At 66.6% G+C, this 26,130-nt stretch carries 26 protein-coding genes; 14 read left to right on the forward strand and 12 right to left on the reverse strand.

The window, feature by feature from the left end; all coding sequences use genetic code 11:
• Positions 1–75 precede the first annotated feature (75 nt).
• On the reverse strand, positions 76–891 hold the full coding sequence (locus tag E3O06_RS05930) for an alpha/beta fold hydrolase (RefSeq protein WP_134502045.1): 816 nt from the start codon (positions 889–891) through the stop codon (positions 76–78).
• Between the two features lie 81 nt (positions 892–972).
• Between E3O06_RS05930 and E3O06_RS05935 the strand changes: the two genes are divergently transcribed.
• Together E3O06_RS05935 and E3O06_RS05940 are read left to right on the forward strand one after the other, a co-directional pair.
• On the forward strand, positions 973–1,893 hold the full coding sequence (locus tag E3O06_RS05935; RefSeq protein ID WP_134502046.1) for an AEC family transporter: 921 nt from the start codon (positions 973–975) through the stop codon (positions 1,891–1,893).
• A 109-nt stretch (positions 1,894–2,002) separates the two neighbouring features.
• Entirely contained in the window at positions 2,003–2,641 is a 639-nt protein-coding gene (locus E3O06_RS05940) for a fumarylacetoacetate hydrolase family protein (protein WP_241979899.1), read from the forward strand.
• Here the strand turns inward: E3O06_RS05940 and E3O06_RS05945 are convergent.
• From E3O06_RS05945 to E3O06_RS05955, 3 genes are read right to left on the reverse strand one after another with little or no spacing between them, the layout of a single operon-like run.
• A complete protein-coding gene (locus E3O06_RS05945) occupies positions 2,638–3,300 on the reverse strand; it encodes a GntR family transcriptional regulator (RefSeq protein ID WP_134502048.1) in 663 nt (220 codons plus the stop codon). The genes E3O06_RS05940 and E3O06_RS05945 overlap by 4 nt on opposite strands.
• A gap of 13 nt (positions 3,301–3,313) precedes the next feature.
• Positions 3,314–4,528, reverse strand: coding sequence for an acyl-CoA dehydrogenase family protein (locus tag E3O06_RS05950; protein ID WP_134502049.1), 1,215 nt, complete (start codon positions 4,526–4,528; stop codon positions 3,314–3,316).
• 18 nt (positions 4,529–4,546) lie between these two features.
• On the reverse strand, positions 4,547–5,725 hold the full coding sequence (locus E3O06_RS05955) for a CaiB/BaiF CoA transferase family protein (RefSeq protein WP_134502050.1): 1,179 nt from the start codon (positions 5,723–5,725) through the stop codon (positions 4,547–4,549).
• Between the two features lie 196 nt (positions 5,726–5,921).
• Here E3O06_RS05955 and putP point away from each other — a divergent pair, with 196 nt between their 5' ends.
• Positions 5,922–7,424 carry a sodium/proline symporter PutP gene (gene putP, locus E3O06_RS05960; RefSeq protein WP_134502051.1) on the forward strand — a complete coding sequence of 501 codons (1,503 nt, stop codon included), beginning with the start codon at positions 5,922–5,924 and terminating at the stop codon, positions 7,422–7,424.
• A gap of 73 nt (positions 7,425–7,497) precedes the next feature.
• Here the strand turns inward: putP and E3O06_RS05965 are convergent, their stop codons facing one another.
• Positions 7,498–8,085, reverse strand: coding sequence for an antibiotic biosynthesis monooxygenase (locus E3O06_RS05965; protein ID WP_134502052.1), 588 nt, complete (start codon positions 8,083–8,085; stop codon positions 7,498–7,500).
• Between the two features lie 6 nt (positions 8,086–8,091).
• A complete protein-coding gene (locus tag E3O06_RS05970; RefSeq protein WP_134502053.1) occupies positions 8,092–8,928 on the reverse strand; it encodes an exodeoxyribonuclease III in 837 nt (278 codons plus the stop codon).
• Between the two features lie 79 nt (positions 8,929–9,007).
• Between E3O06_RS05970 and E3O06_RS05975 the strand changes: the two genes are divergently transcribed.
• Together E3O06_RS05975 and cofE are read left to right on the forward strand one after the other, a co-directional pair.
• Complete coding sequence (locus tag E3O06_RS05975; RefSeq protein WP_134502054.1) at positions 9,008–10,009, forward strand: TIGR03557 family F420-dependent LLM class oxidoreductase; 1,002 nt, start codon at positions 9,008–9,010, stop codon at positions 10,007–10,009.
• A 6-nt stretch (positions 10,010–10,015) separates the two neighbouring features.
• The gene (gene cofE / locus E3O06_RS05980) at positions 10,016–10,798 is read left to right on the forward strand and encodes a coenzyme F420-0:L-glutamate ligase (protein WP_134502177.1); all 783 of its coding nucleotides are present in this window, start codon (positions 10,016–10,018) and stop codon (positions 10,796–10,798) included.
• A gap of 220 nt (positions 10,799–11,018) precedes the next feature.
• On the opposite strand, the gene E3O06_RS05985 is transcribed toward cofE, so the two are convergent.
• Entirely contained in the window at positions 11,019–11,375 is a 357-nt protein-coding gene (locus E3O06_RS05985; protein ID WP_134502055.1) for a nuclear transport factor 2 family protein, read from the reverse strand.
• 154 nt (positions 11,376–11,529) lie between these two features.
• Here E3O06_RS05985 and cofC point away from each other — a divergent pair, with 154 nt between their 5' ends.
• Positions 11,530–12,165, forward strand: coding sequence for a 2-phospho-L-lactate guanylyltransferase (cofC, locus tag E3O06_RS05990; protein WP_134502056.1), 636 nt, complete (start codon positions 11,530–11,532; stop codon positions 12,163–12,165).
• 3 nt (positions 12,166–12,168) lie between these two features.
• Here the strand turns inward: cofC and cofD are convergent, their stop codons facing one another.
• The 5 genes from cofD to E3O06_RS06015 form a co-directional block, all read right to left on the reverse strand.
• Positions 12,169–13,173 (reverse strand): 2-phospho-L-lactate transferase, encoded by a 1,005-nt coding sequence (gene cofD, locus E3O06_RS05995; RefSeq protein WP_134502057.1) that lies wholly within the window; start codon positions 13,171–13,173, stop codon positions 12,169–12,171.
• On the reverse strand, positions 13,170–13,943 hold the full coding sequence (locus E3O06_RS06000; RefSeq protein ID WP_134502058.1) for an ABC transporter ATP-binding protein: 774 nt from the start codon (positions 13,941–13,943) through the stop codon (positions 13,170–13,172). The genes cofD and E3O06_RS06000 overlap by 4 nt, the downstream gene beginning before the upstream one ends.
• On the reverse strand, positions 13,934–14,950 hold the full coding sequence (locus E3O06_RS06005; RefSeq protein ID WP_134502059.1) for a putative F420-0 ABC transporter permease subunit: 1,017 nt from the start codon (positions 14,948–14,950) through the stop codon (positions 13,934–13,936). Before E3O06_RS06005 ends, E3O06_RS06000 begins: the two co-directional genes overlap by 10 nt.
• A complete protein-coding gene (locus E3O06_RS06010) occupies positions 14,947–15,960 on the reverse strand; it encodes a putative F420-0 ABC transporter substrate-binding protein (RefSeq protein WP_134502060.1) in 1,014 nt (337 codons plus the stop codon). Before E3O06_RS06010 ends, E3O06_RS06005 begins: the two co-directional genes overlap by 4 nt.
• Before the next feature lie 133 nt (positions 15,961–16,093).
• On the reverse strand, positions 16,094–17,461 hold the full coding sequence (locus E3O06_RS06015; RefSeq protein WP_134502061.1) for an aminotransferase-like domain-containing protein: 1,368 nt from the start codon (positions 17,459–17,461) through the stop codon (positions 16,094–16,096).
• Between the two features lie 152 nt (positions 17,462–17,613).
• Between E3O06_RS06015 and E3O06_RS06020 the strand changes: the two genes are divergently transcribed.
• From E3O06_RS06020 to E3O06_RS06055, 8 genes are all read left to right on the forward strand, one after another.
• Positions 17,614–18,498 carry a nitrilase-related carbon-nitrogen hydrolase gene (locus tag E3O06_RS06020; protein ID WP_134502062.1) on the forward strand — a complete coding sequence of 295 codons (885 nt, stop codon included), beginning with the start codon at positions 17,614–17,616 and terminating at the stop codon, positions 18,496–18,498.
• Between the two features lie 27 nt (positions 18,499–18,525).
• On the forward strand, positions 18,526–19,959 hold the full coding sequence (gene hydA, locus E3O06_RS06025) for a dihydropyrimidinase (protein ID WP_134502063.1): 1,434 nt from the start codon (positions 18,526–18,528) through the stop codon (positions 19,957–19,959).
• A 10-nt stretch (positions 19,960–19,969) separates the two neighbouring features.
• Positions 19,970–20,986: a TIGR03842 family LLM class F420-dependent oxidoreductase gene (locus E3O06_RS06030; protein WP_134502064.1), complete on the forward strand. Its 1,017-nt coding sequence runs from the start codon at positions 19,970–19,972 to the stop codon at positions 20,984–20,986.
• Positions 20,987–20,994: 8 nt separating this feature from the next.
• Entirely contained in the window at positions 20,995–21,948 is a 954-nt protein-coding gene (locus E3O06_RS06035) for an ABC transporter permease (protein ID WP_134502065.1), read from the forward strand.
• A gap of 8 nt (positions 21,949–21,956) precedes the next feature.
• Positions 21,957–22,784 carry an ABC transporter ATP-binding protein gene (locus tag E3O06_RS06040; protein ID WP_241979903.1) on the forward strand — a complete coding sequence of 276 codons (828 nt, stop codon included), beginning with the start codon at positions 21,957–21,959 and terminating at the stop codon, positions 22,782–22,784.
• The gene (locus E3O06_RS06045; RefSeq protein ID WP_134502067.1) at positions 22,781–23,557 is read left to right on the forward strand and encodes an ABC transporter permease; all 777 of its coding nucleotides are present in this window, start codon (positions 22,781–22,783) and stop codon (positions 23,555–23,557) included. Before E3O06_RS06040 ends, E3O06_RS06045 begins: the two co-directional genes overlap by 4 nt.
• A gap of 13 nt (positions 23,558–23,570) precedes the next feature.
• Positions 23,571–24,716 carry an ABC transporter substrate-binding protein gene (locus tag E3O06_RS06050; protein ID WP_134502068.1) on the forward strand — a complete coding sequence of 382 codons (1,146 nt, stop codon included), beginning with the start codon at positions 23,571–23,573 and terminating at the stop codon, positions 24,714–24,716.
• Between the two features lie 87 nt (positions 24,717–24,803).
• Entirely contained in the window at positions 24,804–26,126 is a 1,323-nt protein-coding gene (locus E3O06_RS06055) for an aspartate aminotransferase family protein (RefSeq protein WP_198415785.1), read from the forward strand.
• The last annotated feature ends 4 nt before the right edge of the window (positions 26,127–26,130 follow it).

Raw genomic sequence — 26,130 nt, forward strand, 5'->3', positions numbered from 1 at the left:
CGGGCGGAGAAAAATGGGGCCGGCCGAGCACAGGCATGTGGAGAACTTCTGCCGGGGGAGGATGCGGGTGCCCGATCAGAGACTGTTGGTCGCCAGCCAGCTCACGAGCACCCGCTGAAACTCGAGCGGATGCTCCACGCTCGGTAAATGTGCCGTGCCGCGGAAGGTGCATCCGCTCGCCTGCGGCAGCATCTCCAAGAGGAACTCATAGTGGGCCAGCGCGCTCGTGACGTCGAGTTCACCGACGGTGATGAGCGCCGGAATGTCGATGTCGCTGACCCGGTCGAGTGCGGGCGGTTCGAGCGGCAGGGAGAGCGGAGTTTCCGTGGCGTGGATGACGTTGCGCAGATTGAGCTCCTGCGCGAGGGCCAGAAAGGCCGGGTCGACATCGGCCGCCTTGCGGGTCGGTCCGACCGCCCAGAGCGTGACCTCGAGCCGGGCCAGCCGCGGCCACTGACGCGCCGTGAATGCCGCATCCAGCTTGTCGAACAGGGCGTCCTCTTTCTCGGTCAGCTCGACATCGGGAAACCCGCTCGGCCCGGATCCGATCGTGACCAGGCCGGCGACCCGCTCGGGGCTGGCCACGGCCAGGTCGATCGCGATCGTGCCGCCGCGCGAGCACCCAATGAGGGTGGCGCGAGCGACGCCGAGATGATCGAGCAGCGCCGTGGCATCCGCTCGGTTGGAGAATTCGACATTCTCGGTCGTGGTCTGGCCGAACCCACGGGTGTCGAAGCGAATGACGTAGTGGTGTGCTGCGAGGGCGGCGACCTGCGGATCCCACATGCGCAGGGTCGCGATACCCGCGTGGATCAGCAGCAGGGCTGGCGAGTCGGGGTCTCCCTGAGTCTCGTAATACAGGGAAGCGCCAGGAACGTCGAGTCGGGGCATGCGTCGAGCGTAGCAACGCGGTGCGCCAGCCCGATAGAGCCGCGCAGGCAACCGGCCGGGCGAACCCGTAGGCTCGACGGAATGGGCGGTGTTTTGATCGGTTTCTCGATTATCGGATTTGTGATCCTGATCGGGTACTTCGTAGAGCGATTCGGCATCGTCGGGGCCGGCGCCGGCCGGGTACTCAACCGCATGGCCTTCTTCGTCGCCACTCCCGCGCTGCTGTTCACCGTGCTGTCCCACGCGGACGTCTCGGTGTTGTTCTCCGAGTTTCTGGTCGCCATCGTCTGCGCCATCGCGGTCGGTGTACTCCTCTATATCGCCCTGGCCCGGCTGTTCTTTCGCACGCCACTGGCCGAGACGGTGCTCGGCGCGTCGAGCGCAACCTACGTGAACGCGAACAATATCGGGCTGCCGGTGGCCATCTACGTGCTCGGCAGTGCCCAGTACGTGGCACCGGTGTTGCTGCTGCAGCTGGTGATCCTCGCACCGACCATCCTGGCGGTCCTCGACGTCGCTACCCGGGGTCGGGCCTCCTTCGTGTCGATTCTGACCCAGCCGCTACGCAACCCGATGATTCTCGCCTCGCTCGCCGGTGTGCTCGTGGCGACCTTCGGCATCACCCTGCCGGATCCGGTGCTCGCACCGTTCGAACTGATCGGAGGCGCAGCGATCCCCCTGGTGCTGCTGTCATTCGGCATGTCCCTGCACGGGCAGCGCCTGCTCAAGGCCGGAACCGGGCGTAAACAGGTCGTCGCGGCCACCCTGATCAAGGTCGTGTTGATGCCGATCATCGCGTATTTGTTCGGGCATTTCGTGTTCGACCTCGATAATGCTGAGTTGTTCGCCGTGGTCGCGGTGTCGGCATTGCCGACCGCGCAGAACATCTTCAACTTCGCTTCGCGCTACGACCGAGCGATCGTCGTCACCCGCGACACCGTTTTGCTCACCACGATCCTGTCGATGCCCGCCCTGCTCGTGATCGCGGCGCTGCTCGCCTGACTCTTGAAAGGACCACGTGTCTGCTTCCAGCCCCTTCACCGCACCTGAGCCGGCCAATCTACCGATTGTCGACTCAACCGCGCGCTTTTTCCTGAACCGGGTGTACTGCGTGGGCCGCAATTACGCCGAACACGCCCGCGAGCTGGGCAATGACCCCGACCGGGAGCCGCCGTTCTTCTTCGCCAAACCGGCCGACGCCGTATTCGCCGTCGATGAGGGTGTTCCTGCACGCGGAGTGGCCCCGCACACGGTTCCCTACCCGCCCGAGACCGACAACCTGCACTACGAGATGGAACTCGTGGTCGCGATCGGTGTCGGCGGCGCCGACATTGCGCCAGCGGATGCCCTCACCCACGTTTTCGGTTACGGCGCCGGCGTCGACCTCACTCGGCGTGACCTTCAGGACGCCGCCAAGGTCCTGCGCCGCCCCTGGGATCTCTCCAAGGGTTTCGACTTCTCGGGGCCCTGCACTCCGATCGTTTCGGCTAGTGCGGTCGGTCACCCCTCCGCCGCGCGAATCTGGCTCGACGTCGACGGTGAGAGGCGCCAGGACGGCGACCTCGTCGACCAGATCTGGCCCGTGCAGGGCGTGATCGCCGCCTTGTCCCGCTTCGTTACCCTGCGGCCCGGTGACCTCATTTTCACCGGAACCCCCGCCGGCGTCGGTCGCATCGAGCCCGGCAACGAGATCACCGCGGGCATCGACGGGATCGGCGATCTGGCCTTCAGCCTGGTCAGCGCGGGCTAGGTCCCCAGCAGCGCACCGAGTGCGGTTGTCGCGTGGCCACGATGCTCATCGAGCAAGCGGATGACCAGCTCGGCATCCCCCGCAGCGAACGCGTCGACGATACCCGCGTGCTCGTGCTCGACCCGCGCCCGGTTACCCGTTTCCTGGTAGTACAGCCGGCGGTAGGCCTCGGTCGAATCCCAGAGCGCACGCAGAATGCGCTCGAGCCGGGGCAATCCGGATGACGTCACGAGCACGAAGTGAAATCGTCGGTTGGCCTCGTTCATGGCGAGCAGATCGCCGGCCGCGTTGGCCTGTTCGACCAGGGCACCGGCCGCGCGCAGGTCGACGAGCACCCGCGCGTTGCCGAGCGCGATCGTGGCGCGCACGGCTTCGGCCTCGAGCAGCTGGCGCAGCCGGTACACCTCGAGCAGATCGGCAAGGGACAGCTCGGTCACCCGATAGCCGCGATGCGGCTCGTGCACGACATGTCCCTCGGATTCCAGCGTGTTGAGCGCCTCCCGCACCGGAACCCGGCTGACGCCGAGTCGTTCGGCCAGGTCCTCCTGGCGCAAGGGCTGACCGGGAACCAGCTCACCGACCGCGATCAGTCGGCGCAGCTCGCCGAGAACGAACGCCGGAACGGTCGGCGGCCGGGTATTTGCGAGGTGAGAAGGCACGTTCGACTCTAACTCAGCGGAACGCCGCGATTCCGGTGATGTGCTGGCCGAGAATGAGAGTGTGTACCTCGTCGGTGCCCTCGTAGGTGCGCACGCTCTCGAGGTTGTTAGCGTGGCGCAGGGGGGAATAGTCGAGGGTGATGCCGTTGCCGCCGAGCATCGCACGGGCTTCGCGGCAGATGGCGATCGCCTCGCGGCAGTTGTTGAGCTTGCCCACCGAAATCTGGTGCGGAGCGAGCGTTCCGGCGTCCTTGAGCCGGCCGAGCTGCAGCGCGAGCAGGGTGCCCTTGTTGATTTCGAGGGCCATGTTCACGAGCTTCTGCTGGGTGAGCTGGTAGCCGGCGAGCGGCTTGCCGAACTGCATCCGCTCCTTGGAGAAGGCCAGCGCGGTGAGGTAGCTGTCGCGGGCGGCGCCCATGACGCCCCAGACGATGCCGTATCGGGCTTCATTGAGGCACTCGAACGGTCCGCGCAAGCCCTTTGCCTTCGGCAGCATGGCCGAGTCAGGCAGGCGCACCTCGGTCAGCTCGATCTCGCACTGAATCGAGGCACGCATCGAGAGCTTCGGCTCGATCAGCGTGGCAACAAAGCCGGCGGTATTGGTGGGCACGACGAAGCCGCGAATCCCGTCATCCGTCATGGCCCAGATGATCGCGACCTGAGCGACCGTCGCGAGGCCGATCCAGCGCTTGGTGCCGTTGATCACCCAGTCGGCGCCGTCACGGCGAGCGGAGGTCGTCATGCTCGCCGGGTCGGAACCCGCAGAAGGCTCCGTCAGCCCGAAGCATCCGATGACCTCGCCGGCCGCCATGCGCGGCAGCCACTCGTTCTTCTGCTCCTCGGAGCCGTGCTTGTGAATAGCGCTCATGGCGAGCGAACCCTGCACGCTTACGAAGGTGCGCAGCCCGGAATCGCCGGCCTCCAGCTCGAGTGCGGCGAGGCCGTATTCGACCGCGGTGCGCCCGGGGCAGCCATATCCCTTCAGGTGCATGCCGAGCAGGCCGAGCTTGGCCATCTGCGGAACGATCTCGAGCGGAAAGACCGCCTTCTCGTACCATTCGGCGATGTTCGGCTTGATGGTGGTGTTCACGAAGGCTCGCACCTCGTTTCGCAGGTCGATCTCGGCCTCGGTCAGCAGGGAATCGATGCCGACGAGGTCGACGGCGTCGGTCAGGTCGGTGTCGGTAAGTTCGACAGCACTCGTATCGATAGCAGTTCTAGCGGTCATGAGTCGTCTTTCGGTCGGTCAAGCGGATGGCTGTGGCTGGTGAAAGGTCGCACCGGCGTGCTCCCCGAGCAGGGGCGGCGGGCGGAGGTAGCGCGCGGGCGTGGCGGACAGGCTGATCGGGTTGGCGATCTGCTGGCTGAGGCGAGAGCCAGCTGCATCCGTCACCGACACGACCGGGGCCAGGCCGAGCAGGGCGGCCAGGTCGAGGGCTTCGGCGATGGAATTCACCTTGCCGGCGGGAACCCGCGCGATCGACAGCCGCGCCGTCCATTCGGCAGCGGAGCGCGTCTCGAGCGCTTCCTCGAGCAGTGCCTTGAGCACGGCGCGGTGCGCGAGACGGTTCGCGTTGTGGTCGAACCGCGCGTCGGCGGCGAGTTCGGGCAGCCCGAGCACCTCGACCAGGTTGCTGAACTGCTTGTCGGTGCCGACGGCGATCGCGATCGGGTCGTCGAGGGTGCGGAAGGTCTCGTAGGGTGCGATGCTCGGGTGGGCGTTGCCGAGCCGTTTCGGCGCGACACCGGTGGCGAGTGTGCTCGAAGCCTGGTTGACCAGCCCGGCAAGCAGGGAGGAGAGCAGGTTCACGTCGACCCGCTGGCCCCGGCCGGTCTGGTCGCGCGAACGCAGCGCCGCAAGAATGCCCACGACCGCGTTCTGCCCGGTCAGTACGTCGACGAGGGCGACGCCCACCTTGCTCGGTTCCGAATCGGGAGCGCCGGTCACGCTCATGAGTCCGCCGACCGCCTGCACGAGCAGGTCGTACCCGGGCAGCGCGGCACCGCCGGTGCGGCCGAATCCGGTGATCGAGCAGTACACGAGTTCGGGGCTCTCGATCTTCAGGGTCGCATAGTCGAGGCCGTACTGTTCCATCACGCCTGGACGAAAATTCTCGATCACGACGTCGGCGCTGAGGGCGAGTGCCCGCGCCTCGGCCAGGCCCCTGTCCGTGCGCAGGTCGCACACGACCGAGCGCTTGTTGCGGTTGACGCTCGCGAAATAACTGCCCATGCCGTTCTCATCGATTGGCGGCACCCAGGCGCGAGTGTCATCGCCGAGCGGATGCTCGATCTTGATGACATCGGCACCGAAATCGGCGAGCATCATCGTGGCGAATGGCCCGGCGAGCACGCGGGAAAAATCGGCCACACGGATGCCGTCCAGCGGCCCCGTAGCGGGTGTTTCGTCCTCAGTTCGGGTCATTTGGATACTGTATCCAATTTCTCCGGAAAGGGGAAGAGATGGTTGTGAATCGAGAGTGCGCGGCCCGGCCAGAGGGGCAAATGGGGGACAAAAAATGGTATCAAGCCCGTATTTCTGCGAGACTGGAACTTTGAGCTTGCCCGGCACCTCGGGTAATCACGTCCAGTACGTCGGGCATCCCAACAAAGGAATCCCATTGACGGATCAAACATTTCAGTTAATCGCAATCGTTTTATATCTCGCCGGCATGGTGGCCATCGGCTACTTTGCCTTTCGCCAGACCAAAGATCTTGACGACTATATGCTCGCCGGCCGCGGACTCAAACCGGGCACAGCAGCCCTGAGCGCCGGCGCTTCGGACATGTCCGGCTGGCTCCTCCTGGGGCTCCCCGGCGCAATCTATGTGTCCGGTCTCGTGGAGGCCTGGATCGCCATCGGCCTCACCATCGGTGCCTGGCTGAACTGGAAGTACGTGGCCCCGCGGCTGCGCTCCTATACCTTCGTGTCGAAGAACTCGATCACCATTCCGAGCTTTTTCGAGAACCGGCTGAAAGACACCTCGCGCCTGCTGCGCGTGGTCTCCGGCCTGATCATTTTGGTGTTCTTCACCTTCTATGTCTCCTCCGGCATGGTAGCCGGCGGTGTCTTCTTTGAAGAATCCTTCGGCTCCACCTTCCTCACCGGAATGCTGATCGTCGGCGGCGTCACCCTGCTGTACACGCTGTTCGGCGGTTTTCTCGGCGCCACCCTCACCGACGTCGCCCAGGGCATTCTCATGCTCGTGGCACTGATTGCTGTTCCCCTCGTCGCGCTCAATGCGACCGGCGGAATCACCGCCACCCTCGACTCCATCCGCGCGTTCAACCCCGACCTGCTCTCCCTGACGGCCGGAGGGTCGGTTCTTGGCGTCATCTCCGCCACCGCCTGGGGCCTCGGCTACGTCGGTCAGCCGCACATCATCGTGCGTTTCATGGCTATGCGCACCCCGCAGGACGCAAAGGCGGGACGCCGCATCGGTATCGGCTGGATGGTCGCGACCGCCCTCGGCGCTGTCGCGACCGCGCTCATCGGCATCGCGTATTTCCAGCAGAACCCGGACCTGTCGCTCGAGAACCCGGAAACGGTCTTCCTGCTGCTCGCGCAGACGTTGTTCCACCCGTTCATTGCCGGCCTCGTGCTGGCCGCGGTGCTCGCCGCCATCATGAGCACCATCTCCTCGCAGCTGATCGTTTCTTCCTCTGCGCTGGTCGAGGACCTCTACCGGATCGTCGGCAAGGACGCGACACCGAAACACCTCGTCCTGCTTGGTCGCCTCGGCGTTCTGGTCGTGGCCGTTGTCGCCGGACTCATCGCGCTGCAGCAGAACTCGACCATTCTCGACCTGGTCGGCTTCGCCTGGGCCGGTTTCGGTGCCGCCTTCGGACCGGTCGTCATCCTGTCGCTGTACTGGAAGAAGCTTTCCACCTGGGGTACCTTGGCCTCGATGGTCACCGGTGCCCTCGTCGTCTTCGTCTGGGGCAACTCCCCGCTCGGCGACATCATGTACGAGATCGTGCCGGGCTTCGCCGCCAGCCTGATCGTCGCCGTCATCGTCTCGCTCGCCACGTACAAGCCGAACGCCGAAATCGAGGCCGAGTTCGAACTTGCCGCTGAGCAGGCTCACCCCACGTACAAGGCTCCCGAAAAGGTCTCCGCCTAACCAGCCTGCACCGCGCACGACAACGGCACCTGCCGTCGGCCTCACGGCCGGCGGCGGGTGCCGTTCGCGTTGGTCAGCGAGGCTGTCTCTGCAACCAGGGGCGCAGCATCCGGGTCACCCACGGAAGCACGAAGTAAGCCATGAGCGGGGTGAGCACGAGGGTGGTCAGCAGCACCTTCAGGGCTGTGCCGAGGTCACCCCAGCCGGGCACGAGCCAGCTCACGAGCAGGGTGAAGGCGAGGTTGACCGGAAAGAAGCCGAGCCAGATGCTGATCATCTGCTTCCAGCGCGGCGGCGGCAGCAGGGCTGGCGTTCCCGGCGGTGCCTGCTGCAGGGTGTCGAACCAGCCCTCGATGCCGGTGCGTTTCTCGACGTGCGCGTCGAGTACGAGGTCGGTACCGGCTTCGAGCCATTCGGTGCGCTCGTCGGAGTTCTCCCAGGCCTCGAGGCTCTCGGGGTTGGAGAAACGATAGAGCATGTTCCAGGTCGCGGAATCTTCGCTGCCGCGTACCCAGCCCGACCCGAGAAACCCGGGGTATCTGTGCGCGAGGTTGATGCCGAACTGCACCCATTCGCTCGCCTCGGTGAACCGTGCCGGGTCGACCGTGCGCGTGATGGAAACGGTCACGGATGCTGACGCGGGCGGGGGGACGGATGACATGTGAATCTAGAAGATCATCGGTCGGTCGTCGTCATCGCCGCCCAGGTCGAGGTCGACGAGCACCGGTACGTGGTCGCTCGGGGCGTCGCCCTTGCGCTCGTTGCGGTGGATGCTGGCATCCGTCACGAGATCGGCGAACGCCGGCGAGCCGAGGATGAAGTCGATGCGCATGCCCTCGTTGCGCGGAAACCGCAGCTGCTTGTAGTCCCAGAAGGTGAATCCTTCCGGAACGATCGGTCGCACGACGTCGGCCAGTCCGGCCCGCTCGAAGGCGTCGAATGCCGCCCGTTCCTCGGGGGAGATGTGCGTCGACTGACCGGGCACGAAGCTTGGGTCGCCCATGTCTTCGTCGCGGGGGGCGACGTTCCAGTCGCCCATCATGGCCAGTGCGAGCGCGGGGCGCCGGCTAAGTTCCTCGGCCGCGTGGGTCTCGAGAGCCTTCAGCCAGGCCAGCTTGTAGGCGTAGTGCGGGTCGCCGAGTGCGCGCCCGTTTGGCACGTACAGGCTCCACAATCGCAGATCATTCACCGTCACGCCGAGGGCGCGCGCCTCGAGCGGCTGATCCGGCCCGACCGCACCCTTCAAGAAGCCGGGCATATACGGGAAGGCGGTGACGACATCCGTCATCGGCTCACGACTGGCAAACGCCACACCGTTCCACTGGCTCAGGCCATGAATAGCGAGGTCGTAGCCGGCGTCCTCGAACACCTGCGACGGAAACTGTTCGGGCTTGCACTTGATCTCCTGCATGGCAAGAACGTCGATGTCCTCCCGTTCCATCCAGTCGACGATTCGCCCGGAGCGGGCACGAACGGAGTTGACGTTCCAGGTGGCAATGCGCATGCCTCCAGCCTATAAGGGGTGAGCGTTCAGCCCGTAGTGCGATTGAATGGTACAAAACACCAAGTGCAGGAAGGTCATAATGACGGAGTTGCAGATTGGCTATGCGGCCATGCTGGAGCAGTTCGCGCCAGCTGAGGCTGTCGCGCTCTCGGCCTACGCCGAGGAGCACGGGTTCACCGGCGTCATGGCCGCGGATCACTTTCAACCGTGGGTTCCGGCGCAGGGCCAGTCGAGTTTCGTTTGGAGCGTTCTGGCCTCGATCGCCGAGCGCACCAAGGGCGACTTCGGGCCCGGCGTGACCGCCCCGACCTTTCGCTGGCACCCGGCCATGGTCGCCCAGGCCTCCGCGACGCTCGCGTCGATGTATCCCGGCCGGCACTGGCTCGGCCTCGGCTCCGGCGAGGCCCTGAATGAGCATATCGTTGGCGGTTACTGGCCCGAAGCCCCCGAGCGCATCAACCGCATGTTCGAGGCCATCGAGATCATCTCGAAGCTGTTCGCCGGGTCGATCGCCGGCAAGGACGTCAAGCATTCCGGGCAGTTCTTCAAACTTGAATCAACCCGACTGTGGACGATGCCCGAGGTTGCGCCCGAAATTCTGGTCGCCACCGCCGGCCCGGTCACCGCCAAGCGCGCCGGCCGACTGGCCGACGGACTCATCACGGTCGGCGCTCCGCTCGAGAAGATCTCGATGCTGTTCGGCAAGTTCGACGACGGTGCCCGCGAGGCCGGCAAGGACCCCTCGATCATGCCCAAGGTGCTGCAGTTGCACATGAGCTGGGCCGAGACCGACGAAGAGGCCATGACCAATGCGCTGCACGAGTGGCCGAACGGTGGCATGAAGTTTCCGAAGGGCGATATCCGTTCGCCCTTCGAGTTCGAGCAGATGGCCAAGCTCGTACGCCCGGAGGACTTCGAGGGCCGCATGATCATCTCGGCCGACCCCGACGAGCACCGCAAGTACATCCAGAACTTCGTCGACCTCGGCTTCGATCGCATCTACCTGCACAACGTCGGCCGCAATCAGAAGCAGTGGATCGACGTGTTCGGCGCATCCGTTCTGCCGAAGCTCGTTCGGTAGAACGTGCTGAGCATATTCACGCTCGGTGGTTTCAGCGAGATCAGGGCCGGCGACGACCTGGCCACCCTGATCGCAGAGGCCGCGCAATCACGCCTCCTCGACGGCGATATTATCGCGGTGACCAGCAAAATCGTCTCCAAAGCCGAGGGCCGCACCGTGCTGGCCGCCGACCGGGAACAGGCGATCACCGACGAGACCGTGCGTGTCGTGGCCTCGCGGGCGCACCCCGGCGGCCTCACCCGCATCGTCGAGAACCGGCAGGGCCTGGTGATGGCCGCGGCCGGCGTCGACACGAGCAACGCGCCCGACGGGATGGTCTTGCTGCTGCCGGTCGATCCGGACAGGTCGGCGCGCGCCATCTGCTCGGCCCTGCGCGAGCGAACCGGGCTGCGACTCGGCGTGCTGGTGACCGATACCGCCGGACGCCCGTGGCGCGAGGGCCAGACCGACATCGCCATCGGCGCGGCCGGGCTGGCGGTCCTCGATGACCTTCGCGGCACAGCGGATGCCTCCGGTCGCCGCCTCGATGTCACCGTCGCGGCCGTCGCCGACGAGATCGCCGGTGCCGCCGACCTGATCAAAGGCAAGACCAGCGGCAATCCCGTCGCCGTGGTGCGCGGGCTCGGCCGGCTGGTCGGCGACCTGGACACCGTCGGGGCCCGGGCACTGCAACGGCAGAGCGACACCGACATGTTTCGCCTCGGCACGGCGGAGGCCCGCGCCGAAGGGTATGCGGAGGGTTTCGCGGCCGGGCGCGCTGCCAGCGTTGCGGCGGGCTCGGCCAGCTGAGCTTCGCGGGGCGGGCCGGGCATCGCGTGGCCGTTTGTTGCAGGCGCTGTGGTGACCGGCTCGCGTGCCTGGCCTGCCAGCCGCCCAAGCAACAGCGGGGCGCTTGCGCAGCAAATGGCAGCGCGACCCGCGCCGTACGCCGGTCGGAACCGGGCGCGTCTGCAGGAATCGGCCGCGCCATCCACTCTGCTGGGAACGGGGCGTCCCGCGCGGAGAAGCCCTAGATAGAGATGGTGAGGTTCTGGATCAGGCCGGTCTCGGGCTCGAGTTCGAAGCGGTAGCTCAGGTCGACGCTGCGGCCCGGAAAGTTGCCCTCGATGCGGTTGACGACGGTCGTCGCTGACTCGTCTGTCTCGGTGCGCAGCAGGGTCGTCGTGTACTCAAACTCCGCTGCGCTGCCGGCCAGCCAGGCAGCGATGGCCGCTTCGCCGGTGTAGGACTTGCCGTCATCGACGACGACAGCGTTTTCGACGAAGGTCTGGCGAGCGGACGCTGGCTTGGCGCTGACGCTGCGCTCGAGGTAGGTGACGATCGCCATGGGGAGCGCGCGAGCCTGTGCGGTGAGTGACTGTGACATGTGACCTCCTGGGCCGTTCGGTCGAACGAATTCGGGTCGACGGATGTTTGGAGTCGACCCTTGAGGGTACCGTGGCCGTCTCGGGGTCGGCGCCAACGGCCCCGAGGGTCAGTGATAGCCTCGGATTCGTGGCGAGCATAGAGGTCGAGCAGGCATGACGTGGGCGGTAGTGGTGCCAGTCAAGGACAGTTCGCACGCGAAGAGCCGACTGGGGGACAGGCCAGAGCGGGCGGCGCTCGCCGAGGCATTTGCGATCGACACGGTGGCGGCGCTTGCAGCAGCATCCGCTGTGGAACGTGTGTTTGTGGTGACCGGCAGCGGGCGCCTCGGCATTCGCCTCGCTGCCCGCGGGGCGGTGATCGTGCCGGAAGCGGTGGCCAAGACGACGGGGCACGATCGACTGAACGCCGCGATCGAGCAGGGCATCGCCGCGGCCCGGCGCGCTTGCCCGCATGCAAACCTCGCCGTGATGACCGGGGACCTGCCAGCCCTGCGATCGGCCGACATCGACAGCGTGTTCGGGCTCGCCGCGGCATATCCGCGCTCGATGGTGCCGGACGCCGAAGGCATTGGAACGACGACCCTGTTCGCCCGAGCGGGCGTCATGTTCATTCCCCGGTTCGGACTGGACTCCCGTGCCGTGCACGAGACGGCCGGTCACGTGGTGCTGGATCTGCCGTCGAACTCATCGATTCGGCGCGACGTGGACACCGCCGCCGACCTCGACATGGCAGGCGCGCTCGGACTCGGGCCGAACACGAGCGTGCTGCTCGGCAGCGTTCACCACTGAGGTTTAGTTAGCGGCAACCAGGCCAAGCACGGCAGCGGCCATCGCGGTCGTGGCGGGCAGGTCGGTCATCCACAGCGGCACCGCGGCAGAACGGATGCCGGCGGCCGCCAGCGCTGGCAGCGCCGCGGCATCCGTTTCGTCGATCAGCCAGGCATCGAGGATTCCACCCGCGCTGCGGGCGCCGTAGTGCCGCCCGACGGCGAGTGCGCTGGTCTCGACGCCGATCGTGTGCAGGCAGGCGTCGGCCATGCCGCGCACCGCCGCGCCGCCGATGATCGGGGACACTCCGACTACCCGCGCGACCGTCGAACGCAGGGCTTCGCGCACGCCAGGCACCGCGAGGATGGTGCCGACCGACACGACGGGGTTCGATGGCGGCAGCACCACGAGGTCGGCCTCACTGATGGCTTCAAGCACGCCCGGCGCGGCGACAGCCTCGGCCAGCCCGCGCTGTTCGAACCTCGTGATCGCGACCCGGGCCCGGTAGCGAACCCACCATTCCTCAAAGTGAATATAGTCACCCGCTGCGTGCTCATCGATATTCTCGGCGAGACATACGTGGGTTTCGATCGGCTGGTCGCTCATCGGCAGCAGTCTCGCCCCCGGCTGCCAGCGGCGGCAGAGAAATTCGGTCGCGTCACTCAGGGTTGATCCGCCACGGAGCAGATCGGTGCGCACGATGTGGGTGGCGAGGTCGAGGTCTCCGAGCGTGAACCAGGACCAGCCGCGGCCGTAAGCGGTGATCTCGGCCGCGGCCCGCCGGGACTCGTCGGGTCGGCCCCAGCCCTGCGCCTCGTTGATGCCGCCGCCGAGGGTGTACATGACGGTGTCGAGATCGGGGCAGATGCGCAGCCCGTCGAGCCACATATCGTCGCCGGTGTTCACGATCACCGTCACGGCTGCGTCGGGTGCAGTGACGGCGAGGCGGGCTAGCAGGCCACGGGTGAACCGGGCGCCGCCGACCCCGCCGGCCAGTACGGTGACACGCTCTAAACCGACACCGTTCATGACGCCGCCGAGTACACGATGACCGGGTGACCGCCGCGCGGATGCTCGAGAATGAAGCAGTCCACCCCATAGACGGCGCCGATGATCTCGGGGGTGAGCACCTCGGCGGGCGTGCCGAAAGCCACCAGCCGGCCGCCGTCGAGCAGCACAATCTGGTCGCAGTACGCCGCTGCGAGGTTGAGGTCGTGCAGGGCCATGATCGCCGTCACGCCGAGCTCGCGCACCTGGGCCAGCAGCGAGAGCTGGGCGCTCACATCGAGGTGATTGGTCGGTTCGTCGAGCAACAGCAGGCTCGGCTGCTGCGCCATGGCCCGGGCGATCTGCACCCGCTGCTGTTGCCCGCCGCTCAGCGTCTGCCAGGAGCGATCGAAAAGCGCCCCCGCGCCGACGGCTTCGAGGGCGTCGAACGCGACGGCACGATCCTCTTCGCCCCCGAAGGAGCCCATCAGCCTGGTGCGGTGCGGGATGCGCCCGAGCAGCACGACCTCGAGCACGGTGAGTTCGACGCTCGGCGCTGCATTCTGTTCGAGGAGGGCGATGCGCCGGGCCGCGTCGCGCCGGTTCAGCGACCCGACCGAGACGCCGTCGAGGGAGGCGGTGCCGGCATCCGCTTTGTCGATGCCGGCGATGATCCGCAGCAGGGTGGACTTGCCGGCGCCGTTCGGCCCGAGCAGGCCGGTGACGCTGCCGGTGGGCAGCGACGCCGAGACGTTCCGCAGAATTCTGGTGGCGTCGATACTGTACGACAGCTGGTCGAGGTCTACGCCCATAGGTGTGACTTCTTTCTCTTGATCAGCAGAATGAAAACCGGCACGCCGATGAACGCCGTGATGATGCCGACCGGAAGCTCGCGCGGGTCGAACACCGTGCGGGCCAGCGTGTCGGCGATCACCAGAAACAGGCCGCCGCAGACCGCGACGAGCGGCAGCAGTCGGCGGTGTCCCGGCCCGCTGATTCCGCGCACGAGGTGCGGCAGGATGAGCCCGACGAACCCGATTGACCCGCTCACGGCCACCATGGCACCGGTGAGCAGGGCAACTGACCCGAGCAGTGCCCAGCGGGTGCGGTTCACGTTGATGCCGAGGCTCGCCGCCGAGGTATCGCCGAAGGCGAACGCGTCGAGCCGGGTCGCCGACAAGAGGATGCCGGTGCCCACGACTGCGACGGCCGTCGCCGCGATCGCGACGCTCTCCCAGGTCGCGCCGGCCACCGAGCCGAGCAGCCAGTTGAGGATCTCCCGGTACGAGTCGCCCTTGGCCGCCCAGAAGATGATGAACGAGGTGAGCGCGCCAGCGAGCTGCGCGATGGCGAGGCCGGCGAGCACCGCCCGCACCGGAGTGATCGTGCCGCCGACCCGGGCGATGCTGAGCGTGGCGATCAGGGCGAGCAGCGCGCCGGCGAAGGCGGCGGCCGGCAAGGCGAATCCGACGCCGAGAATGACCACGCACACCGCGCCGACGGATGCCCCGCTCGAGAGCCCGAGCAGGTACGGGTCGGCGAGGGGGTTGCGGGTCACGCTCTGCATCACCGCGCCGCTGAGGGCGAGGCCGGCGCCGACCAGCGCGGCCGTGAGCACCCGGGGGAGCCGCAGCTGCCAGACGATCGAGTCGATGAGGAGCGGGACCGGTTCGACGGGCAGTCCGAGGTGGGCGCCGATGCTGCCCGCGACCTGGGCGAGGCTCACCGCTGCCGGCCCGATGGTCACTGCCACCCCGCACACCAGTATCAATGTGATGATGGCCGCGACGAGCCAGCCGAGGTATCGCGCGCGAGTCACTCGTTCAGGTCGGCAAACTGGGCGATGGTGGAGGACGCCGCCTCGACGTTGCGCAGGCCGGCCTCGGTGGAGGCGAACGGCAGAATGATGTAGCGCCGGTTCTTCACCGCGTCGAGCACCTGCGTGGCCGGGTCCGATTCGAGGTGGGCGATCTTCGCGGCGGCGGTGTTCCAGCTGGCGTCCACGAGCACGATGACGCTCGGGTTGGCCTCGATGATCGATTCCCAGCCGACCGAGGTCCAGGTGTCGTTGACGTCCGCGAAGATATTGGTGAGTCCGGCGGCCGCCATGATCATGGCCGGCGAACCGACGCCGGCGCCGACGTAGGGCGTGGTCGTGCCGCTGGAATACCAGAGCGCGCTGGTCTCGGCGGTGATCGGCTCGAGCGCCGCGAGCTCGTCCTCGAGCGTGCTGACCAGCTCGGCGGCGGCCGGCGCCGCGCCGAAGATGGCACCGGCCTCGTCGATCGCGGCGAAGACCGTGTCAAAAGTGAGCGGTTGGGGCATGAAATCGCCCTTGCAGGCGGCGGGGGACACGTAACTGCCGACGCCGAGATCCCCGAGGGCAGGGCGTTCGCCTACCCCGTCGGCGCTGAAGTTGGATTCCCAGCCGCCGTAGATGAAGTCGGGGTTCAGACCGAGCACGGCCTCCTGGCCGGGAAGGAAGTCGCTGATCACGTTGAGATCGGCGCCTTTCGCGGCGAGCGACTCCGGCAGCGGGCCGTCGAGGAAGGCCGAGCCCACGATGCGGTCGCCGACCCCCAGGGCGAGCAGCAGCTCGGTCGTCGAGGATTTGATCGACACGATGCGCTCAGGGGCGGCGGTGACGGTGACGCTCGTGCCGCAGTTATCGACGGTGACCGGGTAGCTCGCACTGGCGGCCGGGGTCTCGGCGCTGGTCTCGGCGGGTGTGGCGGCGGGGGTTACCGTGGCGGCGCATCCGCTGAGCAGCAGCGACGTGGCGGCCAACGCGGCGAGGCGCACGGTCAGGCGCACGGTGATTCGATTCATGAGGTCTCTTTCGGCTCAACTGGCGTAATAAGGGTGGACCTCAGCCCAAATCCAGGCCAGCTCAGCCGGTCAAAGCAAACCGGTGGTCTGCCTCAACCCTAAACCCCCACCGAGGCCTAGGCTCCTCGCGCGGCTACGCCCAGCGCGCCCCGACCGGGTGCACGGCCGAATCCAGCGGATGCGCCGCAGCGGCGAGGGCCTCCGCCACCGGTCGGACGTCGTCGGGCAGGGCGCCGGCGGTCACCCGAATGAACGCGGGGCCACCCTCCACGGCCAGGAATGGCGAGCCGCCAGCCACGCGAATGCCCGACGCGGCGAGGCGCACCAGGGCGTCACGCTCGTTCTGCACGGGCAGCCAGGTATTGATGCCGTCCGCCTGCACCACATCGAGTCCGAACTCGGCCAGGGCGTCGGCGAGGGCGCGCTGGCGGGCGAAATAGATGCGGCGCGCCTCGCTGACCTGCGCCATGCTCTCGCCGTTGGTCAGCAGGTCGTGCAGAATCGTCTGCAGCATGCGGCTGGTCCAGCCCGGGCCGAGCATGCGCCGCGACACGATCGGGTCGATGAGTGCGGCCGGGCCGCCGAGCGCCGCCATGCGGAGGTCGGGGCCGTGGGACTTCGAGAAGCTGCGCACGTGCAGGGTGCGGCCGGGCAACCAGAGGCCGAGGCTCACGTCGGGCGCGATGCTGATCTCGGCGGAATGGTCGTCTTCGATGACGATGGTGTCAGCGCTCGCCGGGGTATTCCGCAGAAGGCGGGCCAGTTCCTCGGCCCGGTGCGCGGTCATCGATGCTCCGGTCGGGTTCTGCGCGCGCGGTTGCAGCAGCACGACGGCCGGGCTGAGCTTGAGGGCCGCGGCAAAGTCGGCCGGAATGATGCCGTGCTCGTCGACGGCCACCGGCAGGCGTTCCAGGCCGAGCTGGTCGAGCAGGTCGAAGAATGGCGGAAACGACGGGTTCTCCACGATGACGCGGTCGCCGAACCGGGTGACCGCGTCGAGGCAGCGCGAGATGGCGTCGAGGGCGCCGTCGACGATGGTGATCGTCGGGGCCGGGTACGGCCACGACCCGCGCAGCACCTCGAGCAACTCCGGAAGGATGGGCAGGTCCTGGTAGCTCGGCGTCACGGCGCGCAGCGATACCCGAGAGAGGGCCGGCCCGAGTGCCGGCAACAACCGCGGGTCGGGAGTACCGCGCGAGAGGTCGAGGCGGGCCGGACCGACCGTGCCGATCATTGACTGGCTGCGCGCCGGCAGCCACTTGGGTGCGGCATCCTGCACGAAGGTGCCGCCTCGACCACGCGACACGATCAGGCCGACCGCCGAGAGGGCCTGCCAGGCGTGACTGACCGTGGCGGGGCTCACGCCAAGCTCGCCGGCGAGCACTCGAACGGTGGGCAGGCGGTCACCCGGTGCGAGGCGACCGGAGGCAATCAGCCGGCCGATGGCCGCGGCGATGCCCGCCGGCGTGCGCTGCTCGATTTCGTCGATAAAGTTCTGCATTGCTCTTGCCCCTGGCTGCGTCGGACGACAGGATGATTAATGCGTGCGATACACAGAGAAACACATTTGAAATGTTTACGTCAAATAATAACAATACGAACGGCGCGGTTCGTATCGGCCCTTGACTAACGGAAGCAAATGGAAGGCACAGCATGAGCACGGGTACCACCGACACCAGCACCGACAACAGAAACATTGTTCGAACCGCCATCACCCAGGCCACCTGGACCGGCGATGAGGAATCCATGATCCAGAAGCACGAGGGCTTTGTGCGCACCGCAGCAGCTCAGGGCGTGCAGGTGATCTGTTTCCAGGAACTCTTTCACGGCCCGTACTTCGGCATCGTGCAGGACGCCAAGTACTACGACTACGCGCAGGCCGTGCCCGGCCCCATCGTCGAACGCTTCCAGAAGCTCGCCGCCGAATACAAGATGGTCATCGTCGTACCGATGTACGAAGAAGAGCAGCCCGGCGTGCTCTACAACACCGCCGCGGTCATCGATGCCGACGGAACCTATCTCGGTAAATACCGCAAACACCACATCCCGCACCTGCCGCAGTTCTGGGAAAAGTTCTACTTCCGCCCCGGCAACACCGATTACCCGGTCTTCGACACCGCGTACGGCAAGATCGGCGTCTACATCTGCTACGACCGCCACTTTCCCGAGGGCTGGCGTGCGCTCGGACTGAACGGTGCCGAGATCGTGTTCAACCCCTCGGCCACCAAGCCCGGGCTGTCCAACCGCCTGTGGGAACTCGAGCAGCCGGCCGCCGCCGTCGCCAACCAGTACTACGTCGGCGCCAACAACCGCATCGGCAACGAGGAAGCCGAGTTCGGCGACGAGGCAGTGACCTTCTACGGCAGCTCCTACTTCGTCGACCCCAAGGGCAACTACGTGGGAGAACGAGCCTCGACCGACACCGAGGAGATCCTCGTGCGCGACCTCGACCTCGGCGTGATCCGGGAGGTGCGCAACTCCTGGCAGTTCTACCGCGACCGTCGCCCCGACTCCTACGAGCCCCTCGTCGCGCCCTAGTTTGAGCAGACCACAACGAAGGATGCCATGAAGACTTTGATCAAGAACGGCACCGTGGTCAACGCCACGGGCCGAGGGCTCGCCGACGTACTCATCGACGGCGAGAAGATCGCCGCGGTGCTCGCGCCCGGCTCGAACCTGCTCGGCTTCGACGTGGCGGGCAACGTCGACCGCGTCATCGACGCCGGCGGCAAGTACGTCATCCCAGGGGGCATCGACGCCCACACCCACATGGAGATGCCGTTCGGCGGCACCCAGGCCAGCGACACCTTCGAAACCGGCACCCGCGCGGCGGCCTGGGGCGGCACCACGAGCATCGTCGACTTCGTCGTGCAGTACGCCGGTGAAAGCGTGCTCGAGCGCTACGCCGCCTGGCAGCAGAAGGCCGCCGGCCAGTGCGCCATCGACTACGGCTTTCACCAGATCCTCTCCGACGTGCAGGACAGCTCACTGACCGCGATGGACGAACTCGTCGACGACGGTGTCACGAGCTTCAAGCTGTTCATGGCCTATAAGGGCGTGTTCCTCAGCGACGACGGCCAGATCGTCAAGGCCATGCAGCGCGCCGCCCAGAACGGCAGCATGATCATGATGCACGCCGAGAACGGCAGCGTCATCGACCTGCTCGTGCAACAGGCGGTCGCCGCCGGCAACACCGGCCCGCTCTACCACGGCCTCACCAGGCCCTGGCAGGCAGAAGAAGAGGCCACCCACCGGGCGATCATGCTCGCCAACCTCACCGGCGCACCTCTTTATATAGTGCACGTGTCGGCGAAGCAGGCCGTTGACCAGATTGCCCAGGCCAGGGACAACGGCCAGAACGTGTTCGGCGAGACCTGCCCGCAGTATCTCTACCTCTCGCTCGAGGACAACCTCGGCGCCGAGAGTGAGGAGTGGGGCAGTTTTGAGGGTGCCAAATGGGTCTGCTCCACGCCGCTGCGCGCCAAGGCCGAGGGTCACCAGCACCACATGTGGCAAAGTCTGCGCACGAACGACATCCAGATGGTCTCCACCGACCACTGCCCGTTCTGCATGAAGGGCCAGAAGGACATGGGCCTGACCGACTTCTCTAAGATTCCCAACGGCATCGGCTCGGTCGAACACCGCATGGACCTGCTGTACCAGGGTGTCGTCGACGGCAAGATCTCGCTCGAACGCTGGGTCGAGGTGTGCTCCACCACTCCGGCACGCATGTTCGGCATGTACGGCCAGAAGGGCGTCATCGCCCCCGGCGCCGACGGCGACGTCGTGATCTACGACCCGAACGGACACACATCCATTGGTGTGGGCAAGAACCACCACATGAACATGGACTATTCCGCCTGGGAAGGCTACGAGATCGACGGCCACGTCGACACCGTCATCTCCCGCGGCAAGGTCGTCGTCGACGATAACGCCTACCTCGGCACCAAGGGTGACGGTCGTTACATCAAGCGCGGCCTCAGTCAGTACCTCATCTAAGGGGCATGACATGGAATTCGGAGCAGTATTTCAGACCAACCCGCCGTCGGCGCGAACCGTACAACTCGCCAAACTGGCGGAGGCGCACGGGTTCAGCCACGTCTGGACCTTCGACTCGCACCTGCTCTGGCAGGAACCCTATGTGATCTACAGCCGCATCCTGGCCGAGACCAGCAAGATCATCGTCGGCCCCATGGTCACTAACCCGGCCACCCGCGACTGGACCGTCACGGCCTCGACCTTCGCGACCCTCAACGAGATGTACGGCAACCGCACCATCTGCGGCATCGGCCGCGGTGACTCTGCGGTGCGCACCACCAACGGCGCCCCGACCACGCTTAAGACGTTGCGCGAGTCGATCCACGTCATTCGGGAGCTCGCCAACTCGCGCCCGGCCGAATACAACGGCGCCACTGTGCAGTTTCCGTGGAGCCGCGGCTCCAGCCTGGAGGTGTGGGTCGCCGCCTACGGTCCTCTCGCGCTCAAGCTCGCCGGTGAGGTCGGCGACGGCTTCATTTTGCAGATGGCCGACCTCGACGTTGCCAAGTGGATGATCGACAGCGTGCGCACCGCAGCCTCCAACGCCGGCCGCGACCCCCTGGCGATCAAGTTCTGCGTGGCCGCCCCCGCCTACATCGGAACGGACTGGGAGCACATGCGCAACCAGTGCCGCTGGTTCGGCGGCATGGTCGGCAACCACGTGGCCGACATCGTCGCCAAGTACGGCGCCGACTCGGCCGTGCCAAAAGCTCTCACCGATTACATCAAGGACCGCGAGGGCTACGACTACAATCAGCACGGCAAGGCGGGCAACGAGCACGCCGCGTTCGTGCCCGACGAGATCGTCGACCGGTTCTGCCTGCTCGGCACGGCCCAGGACCACATCGAGAAGCTCGAGGCGCTCAAAGAGCTCGGTGTCGACCAGTTCGCCGGCTACCTGCAGCACGACAACAAAGAAGAGACCATGCGGGTCTACGGTGAAACCGTGATCCCGGCCCTGACCGACGCCATCACGGCCAAGAAATAGCGAAGCGGATGCCGGCCACCAGCGAGCAGATCGCCCAGCAGACCGCCGAGCAGATCGCCTCGGCGCGCGCCGCACGTCGGCGGCCTGGGGTGCACCCGCGCCTGCGCGGTGGCCTGTTCGGCCTGGCCGGCCTCGCTCTGCTCGCCCTGGTCTGGGAGTTCTACAAAACCTTCGGCCCGGCCGACGGAGTCATCCTCAATGGTGTGACGGTGCTGCCGCGCACGACCGACCTCGCGATGCCGCACCTCGCGGTCATGGCCGAACGCTTGGTTGAGCCGGTGACGGGCGCGGCATCCGCTCTGCCGCTGTGGGCGGCGGTGCTGCAAGGCTCGCTGTTCACCCTCGGCATCGCCGCGGTCGGCTGGCTGGTCGGCGTTACCGTCGGGCTCGCGCTCGCCCTGCTCATGCAACGCTTCCGGCTCGCCGAGTCGGCGATTCTGCCCTGGATCATTCTGAGTCAGACCGTGCCGCTGATCGCGATCGCCCCGCTCGTGCGGCGCTGGGGCGCGCAGCTGCAGCTCGGCGAATTCACTTGGGAGAGCTGGATGTCGGTCGCGCTGATCGCCTCCTACCTCGCGTTCTTCCCGGTGTCGATCGGCGCCCTGCGCGGCCTGGGCTCACCCGACGCCAACCACGTCGACCTTATGCGCTGCTATGCGGTGGGCTGGTGGAAGACGCTGTGGCGCCTTCGCCTGCCGGCGAGCGTCGGCTACCTGCTGCCGGCCCTGCGCCTGGCCGCGGTCAGCGCCGTCGTCGGCAGCGTCGTCGCGGAGGTGTCGATCGGGCTGCGCGGCGGCATCGGTCGGCTCATCGTGGAATACGCCGGCGCGGCCGGCGGCGACCCGGGCAAGCCCTGGGCGCCCATCTTCGGATCGATCCTGGTCGGCCTCGTCGCCGCCGGCCTTGTGGGCCTGATCGGCCTGTTCCTTCGTCGTTTTCGCAGGGGAGAAGTTTCTATATGAGCACGAGCATGACTGTTGATGTGCCCGCGGTAGAAGTCCACGGTGTGACGCGCATCTTCGCGGCCCGCAAGGGCCAGGGAGTCACGGCCCTCGACGACGTGAGTCTCACGGTCGCGCCCGGCGAATTCGTCAGTCTGATCGGGCCGAGCGGATGCGGCAAGAGCACCCTGCTGCGACTCGTGGCCGACCTCGACGTGCCGACCAGCGGCAGCATCGAGGTGTTCGGCAAGCCGGCCCGGCAGGCCCGCATCGACCAGGACTACGGCATCGCGTTTCAGCAGGCCGGCCTGCTGCCCTGGCGCACCGTGGCCGGCAATATCGAGCTGCCGCTCGAACTGCACGGGGTCGGCAAGACGGCCAGGCGAGCGCGCGCGGCCGAACTCATCGCTCTGGTCGGGCTCGCCGACTTCGCGAGTCATTACCCCGACCAGCTCTCCGGCGGCATGCAGCAGCGCGTCGCGATCGCCCGCTCGCTCGCCGAAAGCCCGAGCCTGCTGCTCATGGACGAACCGTTCGGCGCCCTCGACGAGATGACCCGCGAGCGCATGCAGAACGAACTCGTGCGCATCTGCGCTGAAACGCAGGCGGCCGTGGTCTTTGTGACCCACTCCATTCCCGAGGCGGTGTTCCTGTCCAACCGGGTCGTGGTCATGTCGCCGCGGCCCGGGCGCATCCGCTCTATTGTGAGCGTTGGTCTCGGCGAGATGAGCGGGCGGGGCGAATACCTGCGTGAAGACGAGGGATTCTTCCACGCGCTCAGCCACGTGCGCGAGCTGCTGCACGGTGACGAGGGAACTGCAGCACCGGCCGGTGCCCGCGGGGTCGAGACGCGATGAGAACCAGTCAGCCTGGACTCGCTCAAACCGTGCTCGCCCCGATCGTGTTCGGGGTGGCCGTCATCCTGCTCTGGCAGGGCCTCGTCACCGGGCTGGCCATCAAGGCTTTCATCCTGCCGGCACCGTTCGCGATCGGCGCCGAATTCGCCGCGAACCTGCAGAATGTCGCCAACGGAATGGCGGTCACCGGTCGCAATTCCCTGATTGGCCTCGTCGTCGGCGCACTGCTCGGCATTGCGCTCGCGATCGTGTCCGCGCTCGCCCGCCTGTTCGACGAGATGGCAGCGCCGGTCGTCGCCGCTCTGTCGGTCGTACCGATCGTGGCCCTCGCCCCGGTGCTCTACACGATGTTCGGTGCCGGCGCCGAGACCGCCAGGCAGCTCGTCGCGGCGCTCGCCGTGTTCGTTCCGGTCTATTTCAACACCCTCAAAGGGCTGCGCCAGGTGCGCCCGGTGCACCGCGACCTCATGCGCGCCTACGCCGTGACCAGCTGGCAGGCCACCCGCGCCGTCACCCTGCCGACCGCGCTGCCGTTCGTCTTCACCGGGCTGCGCATCGCGTCGTCACTCGCCGTGATCAGCGCCCTCATCGCCGAATACTTCGGCGGACCGGTCGGCGGCCTCGGCAAATCGATCACTTCGGCCGCGTCGAGCAGCAATTACGGCCTCGCCTGGGCCTACGTGCTCGGGTCCATCATTCTCGGCCTCGCCTTCTACTGTGCAGCTCTCATCGTGGAGAAGCTCGTCACCCGCAACCACACACAGCACCAGTAACCAAGGAGGCACCATGAAACACCGCATCACATGGCTCGGCACCGTCGGAGCGATCACGGCTGTCGGCGCGCTCGTGCTTTCGGGCTGCAGCACCGCGAGCGATACCCCCTCAACGGATGCCGCCGGCGAGCTCACCCCCATCACGCTGCAACTGCAGTGGGTCGCCCAGGCCCAGTTCGCCGGGTATTACGCCGCCGTTGACCAGGGCTTCTACGAAGAGGAAGGACTCGACGTGACCATCGTCGAGGGCGGCCCCGACATCGTCCCGCAGGATGTACTCGCGGCCGGCGACGTGGACTACGCCATTTCCTGGGTTCCCAAGGTGCTCGGCTCGATCGAGCAGGGCGCCAACATCACCAACGTGGCCCAGATCTTCGAACGCAGCGCAACCACCCAGATCTCCTTCAAGGACAAGGGCATCGAAACCGCCGCCGACCTGGCCGGCAAGAACGTGGGCAGCTGGGGCTTCGGCAACGAGTGGGAACTCTTCGCCGGCATGCAGCAGGCCGACGTCGCACTCGACGACATCTCGCTGATCCAGCAGGCCTTCGACATGAACGCCTTCCTCTCCGGCGACATCGACGCGGCCCAGGCGATGACCTACAACGAATACGCCCAGGTGCTCGAGACCGTGAACGAAGAAACCGGAGAGCTCTACCAGCCCGATGAGCTCAACGTCATCGACTGGAACGACGAGGGCACGGCCATGCTCCAGGACGCTATCTGGGCCAATGCCGACCAGCTGGAGAGCGATGAAGACTACGCCGCCAACACGGTGAAGTTCATCAAGGCTTCCATCAAGGGCTGGATCTACGCGGGCACCAACCCCGAAGAAGCCGCGGGCATCGTGACCGCCGCGGGCTCGTCACTCGGCCAGAGCCACCAGCTGTGGATGACCAACGAGGTCAGCAAGCTTATCTTCCCCTCGACCAACGGCGTCGGACTCATCGATGACGCGGCCTGGGCCAACACGGTCGACATCGCCCTCAACACCAAGAACGAGACCGGTGCGACCATCATCACCACCGAACCGCCCGCCACCGCCTACTCCAACGAGTACGTGCAGCAGGCACTCGACGAGCTCGAAGCCGACGGCGTCGACGTGATGGGCGCCGACTGGACCCCCACCGAGGTCACCCTCAACGAGGGCGGCAACTAGCAGCGCCCGGCCGGGCGGCCCCTAAAAGGCCGCCCGGTCCACACTCTTTCCGATTCACCAAACCAACAGAGAAAGCCAGCGATAGCCGTGACTGACACCATTACTCAAAGCCTTAATGCGCACACGAGCGAACTCGACCGGGCGCACGTCTTCCATTCCTGGTCGGCACAGGCGGCACTGAAGCCGCTCGTCATCGCCGGTGGGCTGGGCTGCCGCGTCTGGGATCACGACGGACGCCGGTATCTGGATTTCTCGAGTCAGTTGGTGAACGTGAATATCGGCCACCAGCATCCGGCCGTCGTGAAGGCCATCACCGAGCAGGCCGCACTGCTGACGACCATCGCGCCGTCCACGGCCAACCTGGCCCGCGGTGAAGCAGCCAAGCGCATCACCGACCGTGCCCCGGCCGGCTTCAACAAGGTCTTCTTCACCAATGGGGGCGCGGATGCGAATGAGAACGCCATGCGCATGGCCCGCCTGCACACCGGCCGCGACAAGGTGCTCTCGCTCTACAAGTCGTACCACGGCAACACCGGCGCGGCCATCGTCGCGACCGGGGACTGGCGCCGCATTCCCAACGAATATGCGCGCGGCCACGTGCACTTCTTCGGACCGTTCCTCTACCGCAGCGAATTCTGGGCGACCAGCGAGGCCGAGGAATGCGCCCGCGCGCTGCACCACCTGGAACGCGTCATCCAGGGTGAGGGCGTTGCGTCGGTCGCCGCGATTCTGCTCGAGTCGATTCCCGGCACCGCCGGGATCATGATGCCGCCCGCCGGCTACCTGCCCGGTGTGCGTGCGCTCTGCGACAAGTACGGCATCGTGCTCATCCTCGACGAGGTCATGTGCGGCTTCGGCCGCACCGGAAACTGGTTCGCCTTCCAGGCCTATGACGTTGTGCCCGACCTGATCACCTTCGCGAAGGGCGTCAACTCCGGTTATGTGCCCACCGGCGGCGTGATCATCTCCGACGCCATCGCTGCCGACTTCGACGAGACGGTCTTCCCCGGCGGACTCACCTACAGCGGGCATCCGCTCGCCATGGCGTCGATCGTCGGCGCCCTCGACGCGATGGAGACCGAGGGCATCGTTGAGAACGCCGCTCGCATCGGCCGCGACGTGCTCGAACCGGGGCTGAAAATACTGCAGGCCCGGCACCCGATCATCGGCGAAGTGCGCGGTGTCGGAGTGTTCTGGGCGGTTGAACTCGTCGCCGACCCCGAGACCCGGGAGCCGGTGAGCGCCGCCGTCATGGCCCGCGTGAAGGCCGAACTGCTCGGCCGCGGCCTGCTGCCATTCCTCATGGAGAACCGCATCCACGTCGTGCCGCCGTGTGTCGTCACCGACGCTGAGGTGGCCGAGGCGCTCGCCATCTACGACGAGGTGCTCAGCCTCGACCTGCTTTCCTAACCGA

This window comes from Cryobacterium glaciale (genome assembly GCF_004402535.1).
In the GTDB taxonomy this organism is placed as follows: Bacteria; Actinomycetota; Actinomycetes; order Actinomycetales; family Microbacteriaceae; genus Cryobacterium; species Cryobacterium glaciale.